This is a genomic window from Paenarthrobacter sp. 10N417 (assembly GCF_056394745.1).
Genome location: NZ_JBFTIL010000012.1, coordinates 1 through 22,939, shown reverse-complemented (window position 1 = coordinate 22,939; position 22,939 = coordinate 1). Strand labels below are relative to the sequence as shown.

Sequence of the window (22,939 nt, the reverse complement as noted above, 5' to 3'; positions counted from 1 at the left end):
GCACGATTTGTCACTACCCGTGCCTCCTCCAGATCCGTCCGGAGGAGGCACGGGGTGCTTAAACGTGTTGGCCACAGACTGATTCGTCAGCCACGCGCCCAGCGGTACGGGGTGGTCGTCGAGACCTTGAGCAGTCCGGAGCGCTCCAGAATTGGGCGCGAAAATTCGGTGGAGTCGCTGTGGATGAGCGTCTTACCCTTGGCGAGCGCGGACTGGGCACGGCGTGCTGTTAGCGCCCGGTAGATTCCTCGGCCGCGCCATTCTTCGCGCGTCGCGCCACCCCAGATCCCCGCGAAATCGGTGCCGGGGACGGGCTCCAGACGTCCGGCGCTGACGATGTGACCGTCCGCCTCTGCCACCCACAGCTCCATGCTGTCGTCCAGAGAGAGCCGGCGCAATAGGGCGTCGGCCATCTCATCCGACACCGGTTCGCCGAACACTTCGTCCTGCATCGCGCTCATTGCCCGGACATCGGCTTCGTCCGTCACTTGCCGCAGCGTCACGCCGTCGGGAAGAGGCACATCGACGCTCAACGCCCGGGCTTCGCCGATCATGATCGATTCCGGATCGTCTTGAGTGAAGCCATTGTGCAACAGAGCCTCGTGCAAACCTGGAGCAAAGTCGTGTCCGCGGGTTTTCCATTCGACTTTGAGGATTTCGGGTTTGGCTTGGAAGTACGCGATCGCCTCTTCGACGAGCCGCCTGACGCTTTGCTCATCCGAATCGCCCAGGTCCCGGTACGTGATGAACCCGCGTCCGCCAAGGAACGTCGCCAGACGGAGGGGTCCGTGCTTAGTGACCTCCAATGCACTCGGAGTCTCCGCATCGGTACGAAGCTGCTGATCATAGGCTGCGAGGAGCCGGGCCTTCGTCTCGAGTTGAGTCATTCCGCGAGCCTACTGCAACGTGGCGAGTCGCCCGATTCGATGGCTAGCTGTATTGACCATGGACGTTAGGGACACTCGGCGTGGTTAGGTGACAAAAAGAAGACCTCCGAGTGGAGTGGGGCTTGTCTAAGAGTCCGCTTCACAAGGAGGTCTTCAATGTCCCATGCTAACGCGATCTTGACGCCGAAGGGCCGGCTCCGGCTGGCTCAGTGCATTGTCGATGGAAAGTTGCCGCTGCGGCGGGCCGCTGAACGTTTCCAGGTATCGGTCACGACAGCGGCGCGGTGGGCAGCCCGCTACCGTGAGCACGGTGAGGCAGGCATGCAGGATCGTTCCAGCCGGCCGGTCAACTCCCCTCAGCGGACACCGGCGCGGCGRGAGCGGCGGATCATCGCGATCCGGGTCAACCGCCGCTGGGGACCAGCCAGGATCGGCTTTCTGCTGGGCATCCACCCSTCCACCGTGCACCGGGTCCTGTCCCGGTTCGGGCTGGCGAGGTTGTCGTGGCTGGACCGTGCCACCGGCARGGTGATCCGCCGTTACGAGCATGCCCATCCCGGGGACCTGGTCCACGTCGATATCAAGAAACTCGGGCGGATCCCTGACGGCGGCGGCCACCGCAGCGTCGGCAGGAGCCTCGGAAACCGAAATAAGACAGGTGCCGCGGCGAACCGGCGACCGGGCTACGCGTTCCTGCACAACGCCGTCGATGACCACTCCCGGMTGGCCTACACGGAGATCCTGGCCGATGAGAAGAAGGAAACCGCTGCMGGGTTCTGGGAACGCGCCAACGCCTACTTCGAATCCTGCGGAATCACGGTCAAACGCGTCCTGACCGATAACGGCTCCTGCTACCGCTCTTACGCGTTCAAGGACGCCCTGGGCCCGGAGATCAAGCACAAACGCACCCGGCCCTACCGTCCCCAAACCAACGGCAAAGTCGAGCGCTACAACCGCACCCTGCTCGATGAATGGGCCTACTCCCGCCCGTACCGATCAGAGACCGAGCGTGTTGCCGCCTTCGCGGACTGGCTCCATCACTACAATCATCATCGAGGCCACACCTCACTCAAAGGTCAGCCACCAGCCAGCCGCGTCACCAACCTCCGTGGGCAATACACCTAGACGATATGTAGGGGGGAGGTAGAGGCTCCCGCTACATATCCGTCCAGAGTCGTGCGTTAGGGCAGTGTCAAGCCAATCGCCGCGCTGAGGAGCAAGCCTCAAGCTACGACCGTCGGAACCGAGCAGCTCTGGCGGCGGACTCCACCAGAGCTGCGTCAGCCAGCAGCGCGGCGGCTACTATTACACTTCTACTTCGTGAATGCGTTCAGTTGAAATCATCCATCAGGGACATAAGGATTTCCAGACGAGCTAGGTCCCCTTGATGTTCGAGCGATGCCTGCGCCTGAAGATCCACCAGGGTAGTAGCGCCGGAAGCGAGTCTGGCGAAGTCGAGTTTGGCCATGCGCAAGCTCAGATCACAGTCGTTGGGACCTGTTACTTGCCGATAAGTCAACACGCCGCGCCCGACAGACACTCTGAAGCTTTCCTCGGAATCAGTGAGGGACAACGCAATAGTAAGGGCGAAGTCCTGCGCTTTTGGCCCATTGAGGCGAATCGCCATGTAGTCCAGAGACATCTTTGTACTAATAGCTGCAAGTAGCTCGTCCCTGGCGTGCCCCGCGACGGGACGCTGCCGGGCTAATGGATCTCCCAGTTCACGCRCACCACTGAGATAGAAATTCCTCCAGACGCCACTTTCCGACAGGTATGCCAACCTCTCGAAGACCCTGGCCTGTAATGCGCGTCCTGCGGAGTGCGAAGGGGCGGCAGCTAGTAGTTGTTTCAGCAGCTCTGCGGCCCATCGCAGGTCTCCGGCCTCCAGGGCAGTCTCCGCCTGTTCCAGAACTACGGCAGCACCACCTATAGCGTTGACATACTTCTGGCCCATCGCTGCTGGCGGTAGTGAGTGCAAGTTTGCCGGATTGCCGTCAAACCAGCCCAAGTATCGTTGCCAGACGCCTTTGACGTTCTGATTCAGTGCGCCGTAAGTGCCCCGATTGGGGGAGAACTCTCCCAGCGAATCCGGCAGTTCGATCATCTCTGCTGCATCGAGCATGCCATAGCCGTGATTGGCAAGCCTCAGAGTTTCATCATGGATATAGCGGTAGAGATCACGCTGCAGCTCAAGGTGTTGGACGACTTTAGCCGTTCCCCACACCGGCCATTGGTGAGTGAGGAACATGACGTCCGAGCGATCCCCGAAGCTGGCTAGGGCGTCGTCAATGGCCCGACTCCAGCCCAGAGCGTCACGAACTTCTGTACCACGCAGGGTATAGATATTGTGCATCGACTGACTGACGATCTCGGCCATGCACAGCGCCCGGTGCCGGGGAAGATAGCAGATCATCTCTGCTGGCGCTTCCGTGTCTGGAGTGTAATGAAACTCAAACGGCACACCGTCCAGAGTCATCTCGCGCACGTCGTCAATAAAGACGGTTGGCTCTATGAGCGTCATGGTCCCTGTGGACGCTCCTGCCCCCAATCCTGTGCCCACACCCCCCTGCGGACCGCGCGGCAGAGAAAAACCAGCCTGATGTCCGGCGCGGCGGAACATGGCTGGGCCTGCATATAGGCTTTCGCCGACTGCATGCTCCCAGAAGCCTGCGGGAGCCACTAAGGGGATTTGGCCGCTCTCGACCTCATCGGCCTTAACAACGCCTCTAATACCACCGAAATGATCGGCGTGGCTGTGTGAAATGATGACTGCCGTCACAGGCCGGTCCCCGAGGTGGGAGCGCGTGAGGGCAAGTGCAGCTGCAGCTGTTTCCACACTCATCAGTGGGTCGATGATGATGAATCCAGTGGCTCCAACCACAACCGTCATATTCGCTGCATCGAATCCGCGCACCTGAAATATGCCGTCTGCGACTTGATACAGCCCATGCCGCGTGTTCAATTTGGAAACACGCCAAAGATTTGGGTTGACACTCGCTGGTGGCTTTCCCTCTAGAAATGCATAATCGTCCACTCTCCAAACAACACGACCGTCGGCCGCCTTAATTATTGGCGGATCGATGGTTCCGATGAATCCCCTGTCCGCATCCGCGGTCGCGTCATCTTCGGTCGGCCATCGTACGTCTAGGCTCCCTGCTCGGATGTCGTCGGAGATTTGATTAGCCACTGGCTTCATTCCTATCTGTTCGGGCGGTATTGCAATGCGCAAGTACATCTAGCTCGAGACGAACGTCAGGAGCTAGATGTACTTGCCTAAAGTGTTCTTGTTGTTCGGATATCAGCGGTCTTCGAACTTATGCCAGTGAAGAAGGCGCTTCTCGATGCGTCGGATGGCGGCAGTCAGCAGCGTGGTGAACGCTGTTAGGACCACCAGTACCGCAAAGAAATTGTCTGCCTGGAACAGGTTTGCGTAATAGGTCATTCGCGAGCCGAGACCATTGCTGCCGGATACTATCTCGGCGGCGATGACGCCGAGGAAGGAATAAATGAGTGCCAGCTCAAGCCCGGAGATAATCACTGGGACGGCGCGCGGCAGCTCAAACTTGACCAGCCTTGTCCGCCTTGAAGCTCCAAGGCTCCGTGCCAGCAGCATGGAGTCGCGGTCCGGTTGGGACATTGCCGTCAGCACCGTGGTCACCATCACGAAGACGACGACGGTAACGGCCATAGCAATCCGGGGGCCCATCCCGAGCCCGAGCCAGGCAACAAAGAGCGGCACAAGTGCGATGCGCGGCACGGAGTTGAGAGCGTTGAGTACCGGCTGGCAAGCCTCACGCAGGAGCTTCGAGCTGCCGAGGGCAACTCCAATAAGCACTCCTAAGGTGACGCCGATCGAGTAGCCGATCCCAACTTCAGTGAGCGTGTAGCCGGCATCAGTCCACACCTGTGACGTTGGCAGGATGCGCTGGAGTGCCTGGGCGACGTCCGTCGGCCGGCTGGCAAAGAGCGGATCGACCCATCCGTTGGCCGCACTCAACTCCCACGCGGCCAGGATCAAGGCGATGATCAGAATGCGGAGTGCAAGGGGCGACTTCCAAAGCGGGCGTGAATTATTGGGGGACTTTGCCGAAACTTGCTCGGTCGGCGTAGCAGTACTGATACTCATGCCTCCCGCACCTCCTCTGCGAGAGTCTGCCAGATAGTCTCATGCAGCTCGTTGAAATGGCTATTGGCCCGAAGGGCCACCGCGTCGCGCGGGCGCGGAATATCGATCCGATATGTTTCACGGATAGTGCCCGGTCGGCGCGACATGAGAAGGATCACGTCTGAAAGGGCAATTGCCTCAGCGAGATCATGAGTCACCATGACCGTCGTGACAGGTTCCTCCTGAGCGTCCAGCATGCGAAGCAGCTCTTCCTGGACGAGCACACGGGTCTGTGAGTCCAGTGCGGCGAAAGGTTCGTCCAGAAGCAGCAGCTTGGGACGGGTCACCAGTGCCCGGGCCAGGGCTACGCGTTGACGCATGCCCTGCGACAACTGGCCTCGGTAGGCATGGAGGTAGTCCCCGAGCCCGACTATCTTGAGCATTTCGGCTGCGCGGGCCCGCCGCGCGGCTTTTTTGACGCCTCGGAGTTCCAGCGATAGGGCGACGTTGTCGGTCGCGTCCCGCCATGGGAGCAGTGCATCTCGAGCGAATGCCATGGCGATCTCGGGGCGACCGGCCGCGGGTGGCTTGCCCAGCACCGAGATGGTGCCGGATTGCTGTTGTTCCAAGCCCGAAATGACGTTCAGCACAGTCGTCTTTCCACACCCGCTCGGACCCACAATGCTGACGAACTGGCCTGGCGCGATATCGAACGATACGTCGTTGACCACCCGCATCGCGGCACCGTGAGCGTTAGGGAAGGCGTGGAAGAGATTGGCCACGCTGATGGCCGCCGTCGACGCTCTGGGCTCGACCGTCTGAGTGTCCATGTTCCGATTCTCTGCTTGAGCGGATCCCACTTCAAGACTCATTTCTCCGCCACCAACTTTTCGACGGCAGCATCGTCCTGCGGCACCACCGACGCAAGTACCGCGGAGGCTGTCAGCGGCTGCGTTCCTTCGGGGAAGAGGCCGTTGTAAACCTCTACATCTCGTGGGCTCACCACTGGGCTGAGCGCCTTGATCATGGGAGCGAGGTCCCCTTCTGCTACCTGTACTCCGGCGATTTCGCTGAAGTATTTGCCGGCCTCGGCCTTATTCGCCGGATTCTTAATCCACGCGACCGCCTGCGCGATCGACCGGGCGAAGGCCTTGGCCTTTTCGGGTTTCTCTTCCAGGAACTTGTCGGACATCCATGCTTCGCTGGTGGTCGCGCCAATCAACTCTTGTGGACCGGTTGTCTGGAAATCCCACAGGATGTGACCGAGTCCCTGCTTCTCTGGACCGTATGATCCTGCGAGATCGGACTGCATGACGTCAATCTTCCCGGCCTGCATCGCGGCACGCTGGGGTGGCACACCCGGGAGCGTCTCGTACTGCATCGGGGCGCCCGCACCATCGACATACCGCTTGAAGAGGCGATCCGTGAAACCGCCAGGGGCCGCAATTGCCGCAGTCCTCCCTTTGAGTACTTTGGCCGATTCGGGATACGGCGCACTCGATTGCGGTACGCGATTGCTGACAAGCACCGTGCTGCCGCCTCCTGCGGTGAGTCCGACGACCGCCTTGGCCTTGACGCCAGAGACCACGGACTGTGTGCCCAGGAACATCGGAATTCCGACTGCGTCAATCTTCCCGGAGGCAAGGGCTGCGAGCATTGCCGGGGCAGCAGTCCCGTCGCTAACGGTGACCTTCAAGCCGTTGTTCTCGAAGAATCCTTGGTCCTGCGCGACTTTCACGGGGATAGTCTGCATGGTCTGCGGGAATGTCTGGAACGAGAAAGCGGTGGGGCCATCTGCCGACGCCTTATCGTTGCTCGGGGCGCATGCGGCAGCCGAGAGCGCCGTGGCCGCAAGTGTGACCGTGAGCGTCAGTAGATTCATTACTTTTCGGGTCTTCATTAACCCTCTCCTCTGGTCTGAATTTGAGTCGCCCCTATCGAATAGATCGCCGCGAAGATGGAATTGGGGCGGAAGCTCAGTCAGGCGACTTTGGCACTTTGACGAGCAATTGGGCGTTCAATATAAAACGGTAAAGTGACCCAGGTCTCTTGTCAAGGCTTCTTGTTGCCTCGTAGCAATTTTCGAGAAGGAGCCGCTGTCTCTTAGCACTCCTGCGGCAGTGGAGGTTGGCCGCGTGGTGGATGTTCAACGATGGCTTCGGCCGGAGTATCGCATCCTTTTCACGCCCTCCGTACAACAAGCATTACATCGTGGAGCAGAAGAACTCTTCCAGATTCCCGCGAGCGGGTTGGCTGTCGCCCTGCACTGCGATCGCGGACCGGGGATGTTCAACCGGGCGTGTGAGCCAGGTCGGGCCTCGGCGGAAAGCAGCACTAATTGAACGCGCAATATGTCAGACTTAAGTCTGCGGAGGTGAGCGAGACGTGCTCAAATGCACAGTGAGGTCCGCGCGTCTTACTTGCGCAGCTAACGAAGCTCTCGTCAGGCCGATCAGTGTTGGCACTGTTATGAGCGATTGAAGTCAAACTCGCTGCATGGTGAAGCCCATGGAACCCGGGGGGGGTGAAGGGCAACTTGGTTCCGAAGCGCCGTGACGGTATCTTCGCTTGATGTGAGGATCAGGAACTCAAGGAGAATTTCCTCTCTTGGGAACAATGACCGGAATGGCACCTGAGATCGTCTTGCTCCCGCCCTTGCCGGTAGGCATCAAACAACGGGTAAACATGGTCATGCGGCCTCCTGGCCAGCGGTCTGCCTGTTGCCCCTCGAGCAAAATAAAGCGCCAGTACTTACGCGGAGTTCAGGATCGATGGTGATCTCCTGGGCGACTAACGAAGACTTGGCCGGAGCCCTTGGTCCGACGCCATGGGATACGATGGTTTTTGCTTGGATTGGGCCAGCGACGTGCGGACTAGGCCGCCGCGTCCAGAACGCTTCGTATCTTGGAGAAGAAGATGGATCGCACTGCTGACAAACGCCCTCACCTTTCCCTTCGCTGCCGGACTTCCTGTGTTCCTCTCAGGCCTGGCGGGGATCAGGCGGGTGTGGTGTGACGACACGCCCTCGTACGGCATCGCGTAAACGACGACCTGGCCGCCCACAGGGCGCGGTTTGGGAAGAAACTCGTCGCCATATCCTCGAAACCTCACTCTTACGCTTTTCCACTGGAGGATTCGGGGACACTGCAGTGAGTGCTCTGGCGGGCGACGCTGGTGTCGCCTCTGCGCTCATCTACTATTACTTTGGCTCCAAGAGTGGGTTGTTTCAATCTGTCGTTGAGACCGCGCGGATGAGACTCAAAGAGAGGGTGATCGCACCCATCCTTGCCGTTGTCGCCCACCAGGGATCCTTGGAGGCGCGCCTGACCACGCTCGTGAGCGTCCTCGCTCATCGCGGAGGCGACGACATCGGACTTCACCGGCTCATCCTCGCCGGGGATCTTGAAGCGGATATCCCCGAGGTGCTCGCAGTCCGCGAGACCATCGGTGAAGACATTCAGCGTCTGTATTGGGCGGTCGCCGGCCTCCAAGAACACAGCCCAGAAAACGACGGTGAGCGCCAGCTCGTCGGCGCGATCGAACTACTGGTCCTCGGCATCTGGTTGTTTGGGATGCGCAGGCAGGGCGTAGAGCGACTCCCGATTGTCGTCCAAGCGTTCAAGGACCTCCTTGCCGGGACCCTCTTCGAGGCTGACCACGAGGACGAGCCGCGGGGGAGCATGGAAACGCGCGAGGAGAGGCGGAGGTCATCCGAAGCACTCGATGATGACGCAGCACTTAGGGAGCGCCTAGCATCGATCGCACTGCAGCGGTTCGCATCGAGCGGCTACGGGAAGACGTCCCTGAAAGAGATCGCGACATTGGCCGGCGTGACCAGCGGCGCAATTTTCCATTACTTCGGCTCGAAAGCAGGCCTCTATCGAGCGGCCGGCGCCCTCGGGATCCAGCGCATGGTGGACCGATCTGCATTTTCAGCCTTGGCCGATGTACGCGGCGTGGGCAGCCAGCGCGGGCGTGTAAAGGAGCACTTCCAATCGATAGGCGCGACCGTGGAGGACCTCGTCGACAACCACTGGATGGGGTTGCGCGTTCAGATCGATGCTGAACTTTATCCCGCATTGGTTGAGATGCGGGACGAGTGGGCAGACGCACTTGAGCAGCACTACCACTCGGTGACCGGAGGCCGTGAGCCCACCTCGGGTTCTGGAGAGAAAGCGCCGGCGCAGGAGCCTTTGCCGGTACTCCTGGACGTGCTTACTCTCGGGACATCCTGGTATACCGTTCGCCACGGGACTGATGCTGTCAAGTCCGCGCTACTGGGCCTCGAGCGACTGATCGGCGGGGAAGGCTGAAGTTCCCTTCGCGCGACACTGCGGCGGCATAGGACCGGCAGCCAGCAGTCCACCGTCTTGCCTGAACAAGCACTATCAGGCAACGTATCCGCGCGTTATTAATGCACCGCCCGCAAGGGGCTGGATTCATTTGGCTGGGGGAAACCGGCTGGATATACACGCTTCTGGCCAAGTAATACCAGCAATTTCTAGTACCAGCAATTTCTGTCCCGCGGCTCAGTCGTCGCGGGTTCAACGTCGAGTACCTCACCCATAGACATCGCGCCTATGTCACCTACCTAGCCACTGGGCCAGTCTGAGTTTGGCGGTCATGACTCGGAAGGCGAGGGTTCGAGCGCTGAGCCGAGGGATCCAAACCCGAAGACGAAGCATCCAGCTACCAGTGCTGCGGCACTGCTCTTGGCCTTACGAGTGACTGGCAATACTGACTTTCGTGGGATCGCTTTCTGTGTCGATTGCGTGCCGATCTGTGAGGCGCTTCGGGGCAAGGGAGGCCCAAATGAGGACAAACACGGCTACAACCAGGGCGGCCCCCACAAAGATGCCATCAAATGTTTCCTTAGGAACGAATCCATCGGCACCGGGTACTAGTACGTTCAACACAATTGCGGTCGGTATCGTTCCGGAGACGTACTGGATAATGCTTTGCATGCCAATGGTCACCGCCATGTTGTCCTGGCGCCCGGCGGCCGCGACGAGTGAGTACCCGGTGGTCAAGCAGCTCAGTGTTGCGAGGGCATAGCCGAAGACCCACACCCAGGACATCCAAACCGGGCCGTTAGCGAATGCGAAACCGAGAAAGACACCAATCGAGGCGGTTCCGGAAATGATCAGAACGATCTTCGGACCCAGCCGGTTGAGTCCCCATCGAGTCCAGAGGTATCCCAGCGCGGAGCCGGGAATGATCGCGAGCAGCACGTACGTAGAGTCGAGGGCAGACAGACTGTGGCCGTACCCAGAGGACATTGGGGTCTGCAACTTAGCCGGCAGCGCGAGAAAAATGCTCACCCCGACCACGCTTACCAAGAAGATCCCGGAATATCCGATGATGGCCTGACGTCGGTCCATGTTGCGGAACGACATCAGGGGGTCCTGGCTGCGTCGCTGCTGAATCGACCAGAGAGTCAACGTCACGGCGCTCACGCCAAACGAGCCGACCACGGTGGGTGAAGTCCAGCCCAGGGCTGGTCCCTCGCTGATTCCGACCAGCAGCGCCGTGACCCAAATGCCGAGCCCCAGCGAAGCGAACCAGTTCAAGCGACCGACATAACGGGAAGCAGCGGGCGTTTCAGATGAGACAAGGGCAAGCACCAGCAGCACCGCGTACAGGGCGAAACTCACCCAGAAAACGCTCTGCCACGGCAATCCCAACCCAACAACAAAGCCGCCCACAACGAGTGCGATCGGTGAAAAGATCGCCATCACGAATGAGAGTCCTAACGAAACAATTCGGATCTGCCGAGCGGTAGCCCGTGGGCGCAGGAGCCCCCAGCTCAGAGGAAGGGTAACAGCGAAGCCCAAAAGGAATCGGCCCGCCACGAGGGGCCAAAAACCATCACCAGTCGCAGCCAAGGCGCATCCCAGCAGTGCTAGGAAGCTCAGTGCAATAAGGACCTTGCGATGCCCATAGATGTCGCCCATACGTGCAGTGAGGCCGACAGAGATGGCACTGCCGACCATCATTGCGTTAAAGACCCACCCGATTTCCGACCCCGAAAGGCCGGACTCTGCCGCTATCACCCCAACCAGCGGAGGGAGGGTGCCCCACTGGATGTCTACGGTTACGCCGCCGAGCCATACTAGTGCAACTAACGAAGTGAATCGACCGGCAAGAGCCTGGGCCGATAGAAATTGTGTCATCTTTGACCACCCGTGTTTTTGGACCCAGTAATCTCTGGAGTCATCATTTTTGAGTCAGTTGCGCAACGAAGCGAACCCCATGCGCGTGCAATTTGAAGTGTTCAGTGGAGCAACGGACTTCGGAGCGCTTACACTTCCCGGCCCGGCGTGACGCAGGTACTGGCAAGCCGTCTCGCGGCTCATCCCGTAGTCACGGGCAAGGACGGCTTTCGGTACACCGCGACCGCTGAAGAAGTTCGCGCCGGAGAGATTCCCTCGACTTTGGCATCGTAGTCAAAGGCGGTGCTCCAATGCAATACCCGCGTGGGTGCATCGATCTCACATCTGACGGCTACAGCTGGCAGGCTTGACACTTGCTTGCGCGCCGACGTCAGGTTACGATTGTCTGAATTCGATTCCATGATGACTAGTCGTTGACTTATTCGCCGCGCTTCGAGGAATGGTTCGCCATGCGGGTCTTGATGCGAATGATAAGACAGGGCTGAGGTAAAAGGCATGGGCTTGCTCAAGAACGACGTCGCATTTGTGACGGGAGCTGCTCGCAGTCAATGGCGTTTGCACGCCGTCGGCAATGTGTCAAGACGCCGTTGATCATGAACCGGGCGCTGTTCAACGTGGTCGCGCCGTACATTGACAATCCTGGCGTCGACGATGTGCATGGTGCCTTCTCCTCCCTCAACGCATTCTGACCTGCCGTGGATCGAGTCCAACGAGGTGTCGGACGCGGTCGGGTGGTTGTCATCGGATCACGCCAAGTTCATCACCTGCGTCGCGCTTCCTGTCGACGCCGGCAACATCGTCAAGAAAGGCAACTGATCTATATGATCGAGCGCGATTCCTTCTTCATCGACGGCGCCTGGCGCGCCGCAAAGTCAGACCGTAGCTTCGAGGTGATCTCGCCGCGCTCAGAAGAGCTCGTCGGACGTGTCCCTGCCGCCTCACGGGAAGACATCGACGACGCGGTCGCGGCAGCGCGCCGGGCCTTCGACGACGGCCCGTGGCCCCGGATGAGTCCTGCCGAGCGCGCCGACTACCTCATTCGCATCGCCACTGGCATCGAGAAGCGTCAGCATGAGCTGGCACCCCTGATCTCCGAAGAGCTGGGTTGTTCCATGCTCCTCTCGCAGTACTACATGACGGTAGCGCCCGTGATGAGCTTTAACTATTACGCTGAGGTGGGGCGGACGCTAGAGCTCGAGGAAGTCCGGATCAGTGATCTCACGAGATTCACCGGGGGATCAGCAGGCGGCCCCACGGTCCCGATGGCCGGCAACAGCCTCGTCGTGCGCGAGCCCGTTGGCGTGGTGGCGTCGTTCCCCGCCTACAACTTCGCGATTCCGGCGATCGGACAGAAGCTGGGTCCAGCACTGATCGCGGGCTGCACCGTGGTGATCAAGGTCCCTGAGCCCACCCCGCTTGCCACATTCGTCTACGGGGAGATCTTCGAGGAAGCAGGTCTGCCGCCCGGCGTCGTGAACATCGTTGCTGCCGAGGCGGCCGAATCGGCGTACCTGGTTGAGCACCCCGGCGTCGACATGGTCAGCTTCACCGGATCGGATGCGGTCGGCGCCAAGATCGCGGCAGCCTGTGGTGCCCTGGTGCGGCCGGTCCTTCTGGAGCTCGGAGGCAAGTCTGCAGCAATCGTTCTGGACGATGCGCGGCTGGAGGACGTCGTACCTGCGCTGGTCGGTGGCAGCGTCGGTGCCAACTCGGGACAGCACTGTGTTGCGCGGACCCGGTTCATCGTGCCGGCCGAGCAGTACAACGCGTACGCCGAGGCGCTCGCGCAGGCGTTCTCGTCCCTCAAGATCGGCGACCCTATGGACCCGGACACGGTGGTTGGCCCGCTCGTAACCTCTCGGCAGCGTGATCGCGTCGAGTCCTTCGTCGAGGAGGCCCGTGGTGAAGGAGCCACCGTGGCTACAGGAGGCCGTCGCCCCGCCGACATGTCCGTGGGCTGGTACTACGAGCCCACGCTGATCACCAACGCTCACAACGACATGAAAATCGCCCGCGAAGAGGTCTTCGGCCCCGTCGCCGTCCTCATCCCGCACGACGGCGAGGAAGACGCCATCCGCATCGCGAACGAGACCCCCTACGGCCTCGCGGGATCGGTGTTCACCGCCGACGACGCCCATGGCTTCGAGGTGGCACGGCGCATCCGGACAGGGACCTTCTCTGTTAACACCGTCACCGCCGATCTGGGTTCGCCCTTCGGTGGGTACGGCAAGTCAGGGATAGGACGCGAACACGGCCCGACCGCCGTGGACGAGTACCTCCACAGCCGCACGATCTCGATGGAGCCTGGCAAGCAACTGCCGGATGCGGTGACAAATGGGGTGCGCCGCGGTGACGGACCGGGAAGCCCTGAAGTGTAACCACACCCGTTCGGAACAGGACGACATTGGGAGGCAGAGTGGTAGAACCAACCCTAGCCACCCGAAGCCCTGTCCGTCCCCAGCCAATACTTCACAGATCAAGTCAATTCCGCCTCAGCGGGCCAATCGAAAGGGCCACCAGTGGCAATCTTTTTTAAAGCAGCAAACCTGAGCGTCTCTCCGGAGGCCGCCTGGGACATCGTGGATCGCTTCATGCGGGCCGACATCCGTGTGTTCAGCTTCATCGAAGAGAATCGCATCGAGGGTCCTGTGCGAACCGTAATCTCCAACGGGGGAGGCCTCGAGCAGCCGGAACTGAACATCACGATCGATCCTGAGCACATGTACGCTTCTTACACGGTGCTCGAATCGTCATTCTGGAAAGGCACCTATCACCATGGGTCCATGCGGGTCTTCGACACCGGTGACGGTCGCTGCCGGTTCGAGTGGATCACTGACATCGCTCCGGATTCGTGGGCGGCGGAACTCGGCGGTGAGTACATGGACATGCTGTGGTCTGATCTGGTCAAGGTCCTGGAGACCGGTGAGGAAGCACCGCAGCCCGAGGTTGCCGGCGCCTAGGTGTACTAAACCGGTTGGTTGGGACGCGGCTGGCGGGTGAGGCGCTTTTGAGTGCGGTTTGAGGCCTGGCCCGATTGTTGTGCTCGATGAAGTCCTTCTGAGAGGAAGGGCCAAGCGTAGGCCCACTCTTCCAGGAGGATGCGGTTTGGGGCTGAAGCGAGTTACGCGGTCTGCGGCGGGGAAGCGTTGGGGGCAAACCGATTTTCGCGCTGGTTCTCGGAATTAAGGACAACATAGGCCTCCGGGTGCCGACAGCCACCAGCGGGAACCGCAGTTCGCTTGTTAGAAGGCGTGGCCCGTTCAAGAATTCTGTGCAGGACAAGGCTCGGCCGGGCCAGCACATGCTCGACGCTTACTCCTTTCCGCGCATGTTAGCCGTTTCCACGCTTTCCGTTACCCGCAGTTGGGTTCCGTGGTGGAACTGCATGCCCCTAGGGCAGCCCTTGAATGATTGCCTTGGTACCGGAGATGTCAATAGTGATCAGGCTTTCTGCCATGCGGACATTTGTGATTTGCAGGTCGCCGTAGGATTCGGGGAGCGCGGGACACAACCAAAGGCCACCGCGAGAGACGTCGGCGTAATAGCCGATCAGCGCCTTGATCAGCATGATGGGCGTGGTAGTAGCCCAGGCATGGGGGAGCATGCTGTGGCGTAAGATATGCGTTCATCAAAGTGCTCGCGGCTGAATCCGCAACACAGCTCCGGCAGCCTCCTTTCCGAGTATTCGGCCGCCTCAAACAAGGCTGTGGAGATCCACTGCACCTGCTCGATGTAGCCGTAGCGAAGGAGTCCGGACGCGATGATCGCGTTCTCGTGGGGCCACACCGATCCGTTGTGGTACCTTGCGACGTTATAGGTCCCATGCTGGCCAAGGTTCGTAAGCCGCAGCCGCTGAACATCACCGGGGACATGTGCCGTTCAGCCAGCTGCGCGTTGTTCATCATCGATGATGCCTAACAGCAGGCATTGCCCCATGTTTGGAAGCACTCGCTTCAACCGGCCGCTTCTTCCGTCTACGGCGATGGCGTAGTAGCCGGAGGTCGGGCAACCAGAACTGCTCGTTAAACTGCTTCTTCAGCCGCGGCCCCGAACTCCCGGTACTCGGCCGCAAGACCCTTGTCACCGGCGTCGTACGCTATCCAGGAGCTAGGTAAATAGGCGCCGTAGACGTAACCCTGAACTTCGCAGAGCGCACGCGGGGAATGAGGCCCGCGGTGGTATCGGTGGCATATCTCCGGCAGCTTACTTCACCGAACAACGCGACAAACTTCGGTGTCGCATCAACGCTGCCGTAGTAGGCGGACTTGCCGCCAAGCGTCAGCGCGTTGGAGACATCGAGCCTTACCTCGCGCAGGATCTTCCCTGGCACCTCCTCGCTCCGCTCATCCACGAGGCTGCCTTGATGGTCCGCCCGCAACTGAACGGTACTTAAAGCCAGAGACGGATCCACAGGCAATGCCATAAGTGCCTATAGTGAGTCCCAGCCGAACCGTGCCATAAACCACGGTTCACCGGCGGCGACCACGACGCTCTCCGGCTTGTGGGGATCCTCAAAACGGAGTGACCCAAGAACATCGTAACTTCGGGGAAGGGACCGCTCCATTGATTGGTTGCCCACGTGCACCATTGGAATTTTGGACACCCATTGCCGCCGGCGAAGGTCCCGTGGAGACAAACGGCTCTCATCAGGCGGAAGAATGCTTGCCACTGATCGGCTTCCTTGCTGCTGGAAGATCTTTCGGCAGGCGCTGGAGGTTGCCCTTCGCGGACAGGTTGCCCCAGTGGTTTAGGTAGTCACCTGCGTCGTAACCGATGACCCGGAGCATGGCCCTAGCCCGCGGTTGGGCGCGGTCGCTAACGACGAAGGTTGTGGAGCCTGAAGCCTCGATTGGGTCTGATCGAGGGGTGCCCGAAATCGTCCTTCCGTCCTCAACTCGCGATTCTCTCGACCTAGTTCGCTGCCTGGGCTTGTTCCTAAGGCGTCAGATCGGGCTCCTTCAATACTTATTCGAGGACCGCGGTCTTGAGGCCGCCATTAGTCCCACAGCAACACAAGCCAGAACCGCTGGCTGGGAAGATAGATTACGCCAGGCGTGGCGGGTCCCTCGTTGGACCAGACAGTCGCCACGAGTGAGCAGCTCGCGCCTTCCCTCGTCCAGTTCAAGCACAATCTCACCCTCGACGACGAAAATGTAGTCATAAGTGGAAGACGTGTGGAATGACGCATCACCATCAGTCTCGTGCGTATCTGCAATACCGAGAAGGTCTCCAGACGACTCACCCTCGCGGTCGGCTACATCGGTAACCGACGAATCAGGCGGAAGCGAGAAGACCGGGAAGCGCGTCCCCCGGGGCCTGGGAAGTTGGGGGAAGCCACTGGTTCCGCGGGATCGTGGAAGCCAGGGATACCGTCTGATGTACCCCAGACCTGCCACAGCGTTCCAGTGCGCTCCTTGCCCTGGTCCCCGACTGGAGTTCGTACGAATACGGGCTCTATCGTGTCGGTCGAACGGAACCTGGAAATACCGGCACTATCTACTTCAGTTATGAATGCCCTGATCGACTCAATCACGCTGAGTCTCCAATTTTAGATTCAATGCCTATTTCTGGACTTTCTGGGCGAAGCTGATGTCAACGGCGTCAGCGGCAGAGACAGTCAGTGTTCCTTGGGTGTTTACTTGGGCCACCTTGCGCAAGGCATCCGACGATGCGTCGGAAGTTAGATAGCTGTCCGGGAACAGGTGTTCCAGGCCGGAGATCGTTTCGTTATAGACCTTGTCGTCCATCTTTGGTCCGACAAGTTTCTTCAGCGATGCCGCATCCTCGGGCGACAAGCCCTTGAGCATGGCCTGCTGCGTTTCATGGAAGGCGTCGAGGAAGGACTGAATCATCTCTGGGTGATTCTTGATGGTGTCCGCAGTGGTCAGGATGCTCTGGTAAGGAACGGCCCGGAGGGCCTCGATGCCCTTCATCGCGGGCAGGTCCCAGATCACGCCGACACCCTGGGCTTTCGCTCCGGCCGCCGCTCCTCCAAGACTGCTGGCGATTCCATCCATGCTTCCGTGGGACAGCGCTGCGAGCTGGGACGCGACGTCGGTCATCGGCGATAGGGTGATGTTGTCTCGCTCAGGATTCAACCCGAATTCTGATAGCAGGTACCGGTACGAGGTCACGACCGCTGACCCGGAGCCGAATGTGGCCAGGGTCAGTCCCGCGACCCCTGTGATCTCCACCACGTAATGGTAGTACGGATTGGATACGATGTCAAAGACTAGTCAATACGAATTCAAATGCCCCTGCGTTTCGGTTAAGATGGCGCGTACGGCGTTCGCCGCCACATGCTGACCGGCTAGGATCGGGCGCACAGAAGGGACCGTAAACATGTCAGAACGCACCATCCGCACCATCGCGGAAGGTTTCACCTACCTTGAGGGACCTCGGTGGCACAACGGCGAGCTGTGGTTCGTCGATTTCTATACGAATAGTGTCAATCGCGTCGATGCCGCAGGCGCGACTCAGAAGATCTGCGAGGTAGAGGGGCAGCCTTCCGGCCTCGGATGGCTTCCTGACGGCCGAATGCTCGTTGTGTCGATGAAGGACAAGCGTGTCCTGCGAATGGAAGAGGATGGGGTACTGGTGGAACACGCCGATATTTCTGACCTTTGTCCCGGCCACGCAAACGACATGGTGGTTGCGCCCAATGGGAACGCCTACGTCGGTAACTTCGGTTTTGATCTTATGGCCGGGGCCGATCACGAATTCACGACTTTGGTCCTGGTCCGCCCCAATGGCGAGAGCGAAATTGTGGGGAAAGATCTTTCGTGCCCTAACGGAATGGTCATTTCCGCCGACGAGCAGACGCTCATTGTGAATGAACTCTTCGGCAACCGTATCTCGGCATTTGACATCCTTGATGACGGAACTCTGGGCGCGCGCAGGGATTTCGCCAATTTCGGGGACCTTGGCGGCGAGCCGAGCGTAGCCCGAAGACTCGAACTTTCGAGGATTGTCCCTGACGGTTTGGCACTCGATGCCGAGGGCGCGGTGTGGATTGCTGACTGCGTCAATCAGCGTGCATTGCGCATCCTTGAGGGCGGGGAAATCGTTGATGAGGTAAGCACCGCTCCCAACGGAGTTTTTGCCGTTGCCCTGGGCGGTGACGAAGGGCGCACTCTCTTCATGTGCGTCGCCCCCGACTTCAACTCAGCAAAGCGCAGCGCCGCGAGGGAGGCGTTCATGGCGGCCGTGGACGTGGAAGTCCCGCACGCTGGAACACCTTAAGGCCCAATACGCAAACCTGCATTCACAGAAACGCAAACCGGGACCATCAACCCAGGCACTGTTGAATACCTATTGGCCAACAGAAGGCCGGCACCCCAGTGAACCCACGAATGACCGCTATGTCTATCGTCGCTCATGCCCATCAATTTGTCGTGGGTGGCGATACGCATGCCCAAAATCATGTCTACGCCATCCTCGACGCGACAACTGGATAGGCAGTCATTCCCGATCACCGCAGCCGAGATCAATCGGGCCATCACTTGGGCTGCACGCCGTACCAACGCTGACGCGGACACCCTCTGAGTCATCGAAGGAGCCGCATCCTGCGGTGCGATCCTCACCTGCACCGTGGCTACCAACGAGTTCCCAGTTGCCGCGGCCCCATGGGATGTATGCCAATAGGAGCCGCGGCGTGGGCAAGTCAGATGTCCTGGACGCTCCCCGGATCGCCATGGCCGTTCTGCTCCTGCCGGTGGACTGGCTACCCCGACCACGCCTTCATGACGGCGTCCCAGAGCGTGCGGATCCTGGTCGCGGCGCTGGGATCCATGAGCAAGGGCCGGACCCGGTCGGACAACGCGCTCAAAGGCTGGTGCGCGGCAACGACTTGGGCATCGATGCCCGCCAAAAGCTTACAGACGCCCAGATCACCGAAGTCTCAAAGTAGCGTTCCCGCGAGGAAGAGCTTTCCTTGTCCATGGCCCGTTTCGAGGCCGTGCGGCCTGGCCAAAGACGTTCTGGCGCTGGATGAGCAACTCACGGCCAACGAGAGCCAGCTGGACGATCGGGCGAAGGTCAGCGAGGCCGCACCGCTGCTTGAGGAGACGGGGTTCAGGGCGATAAGAACTGCGAAGTGCCTCGGCGCGTGGCTTACGTGGGCACGCTGGGTCACGAGCTGGAAGCCCCCATCCATTGCCTTCACGATCACCTTCGAGAGCCAAATCAACAAACAAAGCCCCAGGCGGGATCCACCGGTAATCTGACACCCTCAAACAGCGCCATCACGATTCGAGTGTTCGCTGATCCAATCAACGCATCGGAGATAGCCGCGTCAGGCAGCAGCCCGGCGCTCGTCCAGGGCAACTCCGCGGATGGCTTCACTTCAAGAGGCCACCGCGCCTTTAGGTGTTGAAGACGCGGTGCAGTTGAACCATGTAGTCCTCACCTCTCACGGAGGTAGGGTCGTTCAGAATTTCACGGTTCACCTGGATCATCAGGTCACGTCGAAGGATAGACCGCGATTTGTCGGCTGCCGCAAGGGCCTCCGCGATCTTCTCCTTGGGGAAGTCCGTGCAGTAGACGGGAGTGCCTGGCTGCTGTCGCCACGATTGCTCGAGTTGGCCCGCGTCGAATGCATCGAAGCCTGTCTCCTCGACCAGCGACATGACCAAGGCGCGCTGGGCGTCGCTGTCGCTGGCGACGGGAATGGCAAGACGGTCTGGATGACCCACGGGCGCTTCTTTGGAGTCGAACGAGCCAGTGTTGATGGCGTTCCACGCCTTGTTCACCTTGCGGCCGAACTGCTCGCTGACCCAGAGACTCTGCACCTGCCCCTCGTCGACCGCGGCGATGTTTCCGTCGCGATGGGGGTAGTAGTTCGAGGTGTCGATGACCACTGCATCGTCGGGAAGCTGTTCGATCAGCGGCCTGAGGTCAGGTATCCGCGCAAAGGGAACCGAGGTGATGAGGACGTCGACTCCATCGACGACCTCGCTCGCTGTGACGGCCGTTGCGCCGCTGTTCAGCGCGTTGGCCGGCACCGTTTCGGGGCCACGGGAGTTGGCGACCTTGACCTGGTGACCCGCCGCGGCGAGACGGTGGGCCAGGGTCGTGCCGATGTTGCCGGCACCCAGAATTCCTATACGCACTTTTTTCTCCTTGCTAGTGATCACTCTGATGAAGAGATGCCGATTACGACGCGGATCGACGCCGCAAAGTTATTTGGTGAAGAACCAAGATCACCCGGACGGTGAACTCGTCGCGCCACAGAAGGTATGAGCACCACCACCCTTGTGGCGTTCTGTACCTTCTATGTGGTTCCAATCCTGGAAGTGCACTCGCGATAGCTGTACACCAACGACGACGTCTTGATCCATGAGTTTTCTATTTGGTTGTGCTTAATTGTTGGGGTCCAGTTGTGTGACTTGATTGCCAGGCGCCACAAAAATCTTGGAATCGCATCCACCAAAATATGGTATCGTATCCAGAAGTGAAAATCGAGCTCTCTGAACTATGGGTTTGACCGCGCCATCCTGCACCTGCTGGGCGCGGCACAGAAGGCGGGCGGGGCGTGGACTCCGGTGGCCGAGATGGACGCCAAGTACGTTATGTGGCTGCTTGGTGATCATGGATTCACTGGCAGGCAAGAACCTCTCGGCAGAGGCGGTAGCAGAGCTTGGCCTGGTTGATGCCGTACTCCCGGAACACAGCTTCCTGGCAGCGTCACTGGTTTCGCCGCACGCGTTCTCGCTACCCGTTCAAGGAGAAAAATGAATCGCAGTACTGATGTTGTCATCGTCGGGGCCGCTCGTACACCACAAGGCAGGCTGATGGGCCAGCTCGCTGCGCTGTCCGCCGTTGAACTCGGCGGCGCCGCGATAGCAGGGGCGCTGGACAAGGCGAAGGTCCGTCCTGACACCGTTGACGCGGTCATCATGGGACATGTCATCCAGGCGGGAGCCGGACAGAACCCTGCCCGGCAGGCTGCCGTGGCAGGAGGTATCCCGATGAGCGCTCACGCAGCAACCGTCAACAAGGTCTGCCTCTCCGGGCTGAGCGCCATCATCGATGCTAGCCGGATGCTCCGGCTGGGAGAAGTCAAGATGGTAGTCGCCGGCGGCCAGGAGTCCATGAGTAACGCCCCGCACCTGCTGCGGGGTTCCCGCGTCGGACACCTTTACGGTGACACTGCGCTGATCGACTCCGCGGCCCATGACGGCCTTACGGATGCCTTCGACCAAGAGGCAATGGGACTGGTGACAGACCGGGCCAATGATGCCTTGAGTATCCTTCGTGCCGATCAGGACCAAACCGCCGCCGACTCCCACCGCCGGGCCGCGGCCGCCCAGGCCGCCGGGCTCTTTGACGCCGAGATCGTCCCGGTCCGGGTGTCCCGGCGTGGCGGGGAGGTCGAGCTCGTAGGAAGCGACGAGGGCGTGCGCGCCGACAGCACACCTGAATCGCTCGCCGGTCTGCGGCCGGCCTTCTCCCAAACCGGCACGGTTACCGCAGGCAACGCCTCCCCGTTGAACGACGGTGCCGCCGCCGTCGTCCTGACTACCCGCAGCTATGCAGAGAGCCATAGCCTCAGGATCCTTGCGACCGTCGGTGCCCCGGGACAGTGCGCAGGCCCGGACACCTCTCTGTCAGACAAACCTGCCCGCGCTATCAACAAAGCCCTTGAGACAGCAGGCTGGACCGTGGAAGACCTGGACTTCGTGGAGATCAACGAGGCTTTTGCCTCCGTAGCCCTGCACTCGGCCGAGCAGTTAGGTCTCACCATGGACAAAGTCAACGTCAACGGGGGAGCGATCGCCCTCGGCCATCCCATCGGCGCATCCGGTGCCCGGGTCGTCGTCTCCGCCGTGCACGAGCTCCTGCGCCGCGGCGCTGGTAAAACAGCCGTGGCGCTGTGCGGCGGCGGAGGCCAGGGCGAGGCACTGCTGCTATCCCGCTGACCTACTGCTTTTCCCCCTGGTTCATCGTGCTGGAACCCATCAAGCCGTCGGTCGTACAGCACATCAGTGTCCGCCCGTAGCGGTCGATGGGCAGGCAGCTCCAGGTCGAGATCATGAGTCTCCTTTGGTGACTTCGATCAGGTCCAGCAGTCGATGTCCTCACGTGTCAACGTCCTTGTTGACTGCCACTGGTACGTAATGCAGCAAGCCAAGGGAACGAGATTAGCTCGGCTGCTTCCTCAGGCCTAAGTCGACCTAATGGGATCTTCGCAATCACACCTCCAGGACATCTGGGTCAGCGTCGCGAAGACAAGCTCGATTTTCAGTTCTGGATACGATACCATCAAGCTCGTGGATGCGATTCCATTAGTTTCTTGATGATGCAGCTGGTCGCGTGGTGAGTGACGTGTGATTGGCGGAGAGGAAGGCGCCCATGGCGTCGACAACTGACGACTGGTCAACGGACATAGCGGAAGTGCGCGACGACGACGTTCTCATTCGCGGCCACCTGCTGACCACGATGATTGGCAAGCGCAGCTTCGGTGAACTGGCATACCTCCTCATCAGCGGCCGGTGGCCAACGAATGGCCAGGCCCACGTCCTGGAGGCCATCATGGTTTCGGTCATGGAGCATGGCATCTCACCAACGACCACGGTCACGCGAATGATGGCCTCGTACGGGAATCCTATCCAGGTAGGAATCGCAGCTGGGATGCTCACCATCGGTGATCACCATGGCGGCGCCGGAGAACAGATCGCCGGGTGGCTCCGGGAAGCCGTAGCCGGCGTCCAGAGCACCGGAAGCCATCGCCCCGACGAGATCCGCGCGAAGGCAAAGAGTTTCGTGTCCGAGCG

At 60.2% G+C, this 22,939-nt stretch carries 20 protein-coding genes; 9 read left to right on the top strand and 11 right to left on the bottom strand.

Features of this window, described 5'->3' with window-relative positions; genetic code table 11:
- Positions 1 to 86 precede the first annotated feature (86 nt).
- Entirely contained in the window at positions 87 to 887 is an 801-nt protein-coding gene (locus AC1DCM_RS15240) for a GNAT family N-acetyltransferase (RefSeq protein ID WP_477518855.1), read from the bottom strand.
- Between the two features lie 156 nt (positions 888 to 1,043).
- Here AC1DCM_RS15240 and AC1DCM_RS15235 point away from each other — a divergent pair, with 156 nt between their 5' ends.
- The gene (locus AC1DCM_RS15235; RefSeq protein WP_477518854.1) at positions 1,044 to 2,012 is read left to right on the top strand and encodes an IS481 family transposase; all 969 of its coding nucleotides are present in this window, start codon (positions 1,044 to 1,046) and stop codon (positions 2,010 to 2,012) included.
- 205 nt (positions 2,013 to 2,217) lie between these two features.
- Here AC1DCM_RS15235 and AC1DCM_RS15230 read toward each other — a convergent pair whose 3' ends face one another.
- The 4 genes from AC1DCM_RS15230 to AC1DCM_RS15215 all read right to left on the bottom strand — a co-directional run bounded on the left by AC1DCM_RS15230 (position 2,218) and on the right by AC1DCM_RS15215 (position 6,892).
- On the bottom strand, positions 2,218 to 4,074 hold the full coding sequence (locus AC1DCM_RS15230; RefSeq protein ID WP_477518853.1) for an alkyl/aryl-sulfatase: 1,857 nt from the start codon (positions 4,072 to 4,074) through the stop codon (positions 2,218 to 2,220).
- A 111-nt stretch (positions 4,075 to 4,185) separates the two neighbouring features.
- The gene (locus AC1DCM_RS15225) at positions 4,186 to 5,013 is read right to left on the bottom strand and encodes an ABC transporter permease (RefSeq protein ID WP_477518852.1); all 828 of its coding nucleotides are present in this window, start codon (positions 5,011 to 5,013) and stop codon (positions 4,186 to 4,188) included.
- Complete coding sequence (locus AC1DCM_RS15220; RefSeq protein ID WP_477518851.1) at positions 5,010 to 5,822, bottom strand: ABC transporter ATP-binding protein; 813 nt, start codon at positions 5,820 to 5,822, stop codon at positions 5,010 to 5,012. Before AC1DCM_RS15220 ends, AC1DCM_RS15225 begins: the two co-directional genes overlap by 4 nt.
- Positions 5,823 to 5,860: 38 nt before the next feature.
- On the bottom strand, positions 5,861 to 6,892 hold the full coding sequence (locus AC1DCM_RS15215; protein ID WP_477518850.1) for an ABC transporter substrate-binding protein: 1,032 nt from the start codon (positions 6,890 to 6,892) through the stop codon (positions 5,861 to 5,863).
- A gap of 1,111 nt (positions 6,893 to 8,003) precedes the next feature.
- On the opposite strand from AC1DCM_RS15215, the gene AC1DCM_RS15210 reads away from it, so the two are divergent.
- Complete coding sequence (locus AC1DCM_RS15210; RefSeq protein ID WP_477518849.1) at positions 8,004 to 9,305, top strand: TetR/AcrR family transcriptional regulator; 1,302 nt, start codon at positions 8,004 to 8,006, stop codon at positions 9,303 to 9,305.
- Positions 9,306 to 9,710: 405 nt separating this feature from the next.
- On the opposite strand, the gene AC1DCM_RS15205 is transcribed toward AC1DCM_RS15210, so the two are convergent.
- Positions 9,711 to 11,165: an MFS transporter gene (locus AC1DCM_RS15205; RefSeq protein ID WP_477518848.1), complete on the bottom strand. Its 1,455-nt coding sequence runs from the start codon at positions 11,163 to 11,165 to the stop codon at positions 9,711 to 9,713.
- 821 nt (positions 11,166 to 11,986) lie between these two features.
- Between AC1DCM_RS15205 and AC1DCM_RS15200 the strand changes: the two genes are divergently transcribed.
- Complete coding sequence (locus tag AC1DCM_RS15200) at positions 11,987 to 13,543, top strand: aldehyde dehydrogenase (RefSeq protein WP_477518847.1); 1,557 nt, start codon at positions 11,987 to 11,989, stop codon at positions 13,541 to 13,543.
- A 141-nt stretch (positions 13,544 to 13,684) separates the two neighbouring features.
- Entirely contained in the window at positions 13,685 to 14,125 is a 441-nt protein-coding gene (locus AC1DCM_RS15195) for an SRPBCC family protein (protein WP_477518846.1), read from the top strand.
- A gap of 431 nt (positions 14,126 to 14,556) precedes the next feature.
- Here AC1DCM_RS15195 and AC1DCM_RS15190 read toward each other — a convergent pair whose 3' ends face one another.
- The 4 genes from AC1DCM_RS15190 to AC1DCM_RS15175 form a co-directional block, all read right to left on the bottom strand.
- Complete coding sequence (locus AC1DCM_RS15190) at positions 14,557 to 14,769, bottom strand: hypothetical protein (protein WP_477518845.1); 213 nt, start codon at positions 14,767 to 14,769, stop codon at positions 14,557 to 14,559.
- Between the two features lie 492 nt (positions 14,770 to 15,261).
- A complete protein-coding gene (locus tag AC1DCM_RS15185) occupies positions 15,262 to 15,588 on the bottom strand; it encodes a hypothetical protein (RefSeq protein WP_477518844.1) in 327 nt (108 codons plus the stop codon).
- A gap of 535 nt (positions 15,589 to 16,123) precedes the next feature.
- On the bottom strand, positions 16,124 to 16,561 hold the full coding sequence (locus tag AC1DCM_RS15180; protein WP_477518843.1) for a cupin domain-containing protein: 438 nt from the start codon (positions 16,559 to 16,561) through the stop codon (positions 16,124 to 16,126).
- Between the two features lie 165 nt (positions 16,562 to 16,726).
- On the bottom strand, positions 16,727 to 17,263 hold the full coding sequence (locus tag AC1DCM_RS15175; RefSeq protein WP_477518842.1) for a substrate-binding domain-containing protein: 537 nt from the start codon (positions 17,261 to 17,263) through the stop codon (positions 16,727 to 16,729).
- Between the two features lie 244 nt (positions 17,264 to 17,507).
- Here AC1DCM_RS15175 and AC1DCM_RS15170 point away from each other — a divergent pair, with 244 nt between their 5' ends.
- Together AC1DCM_RS15170 and AC1DCM_RS15165 are read left to right on the top strand one after the other, a co-directional pair.
- On the top strand, positions 17,508 to 18,407 hold the full coding sequence (locus AC1DCM_RS15170; RefSeq protein ID WP_477518841.1) for an SMP-30/gluconolactonase/LRE family protein: 900 nt from the start codon (positions 17,508 to 17,510) through the stop codon (positions 18,405 to 18,407).
- A gap of 412 nt (positions 18,408 to 18,819) precedes the next feature.
- Positions 18,820 to 19,074: a hypothetical protein gene (locus tag AC1DCM_RS15165; RefSeq protein WP_477518840.1), complete on the top strand. Its 255-nt coding sequence runs from the start codon at positions 18,820 to 18,822 to the stop codon at positions 19,072 to 19,074.
- A 454-nt stretch (positions 19,075 to 19,528) separates the two neighbouring features.
- Here the strand turns inward: AC1DCM_RS15165 and AC1DCM_RS15160 are convergent, their stop codons facing one another.
- Positions 19,529 to 20,275: an NADPH-dependent F420 reductase gene (locus AC1DCM_RS15160; RefSeq protein ID WP_477518839.1), complete on the bottom strand. Its 747-nt coding sequence runs from the start codon at positions 20,273 to 20,275 to the stop codon at positions 19,529 to 19,531.
- Between the two features lie 478 nt (positions 20,276 to 20,753).
- On the opposite strand from AC1DCM_RS15160, the gene AC1DCM_RS15155 reads away from it, so the two are divergent.
- From AC1DCM_RS15155 to AC1DCM_RS15145, 3 genes are all read left to right on the top strand, one after another.
- The gene (locus AC1DCM_RS15155) at positions 20,754 to 20,900 is read left to right on the top strand and encodes a hypothetical protein (protein ID WP_477518838.1); all 147 of its coding nucleotides are present in this window, start codon (positions 20,754 to 20,756) and stop codon (positions 20,898 to 20,900) included.
- Complete coding sequence (locus tag AC1DCM_RS15150) at positions 20,897 to 22,084, top strand: acetyl-CoA C-acetyltransferase (RefSeq protein WP_477518837.1); 1,188 nt, start codon at positions 20,897 to 20,899, stop codon at positions 22,082 to 22,084. Before AC1DCM_RS15155 ends, AC1DCM_RS15150 begins: the two co-directional genes overlap by 4 nt.
- Before the next feature lie 433 nt (positions 22,085 to 22,517).
- Positions 22,518 to 22,939 (top strand): citrate/2-methylcitrate synthase (locus AC1DCM_RS15145; protein ID WP_477518836.1); only part of this gene is annotated, 422 nt, incomplete at its 3' end.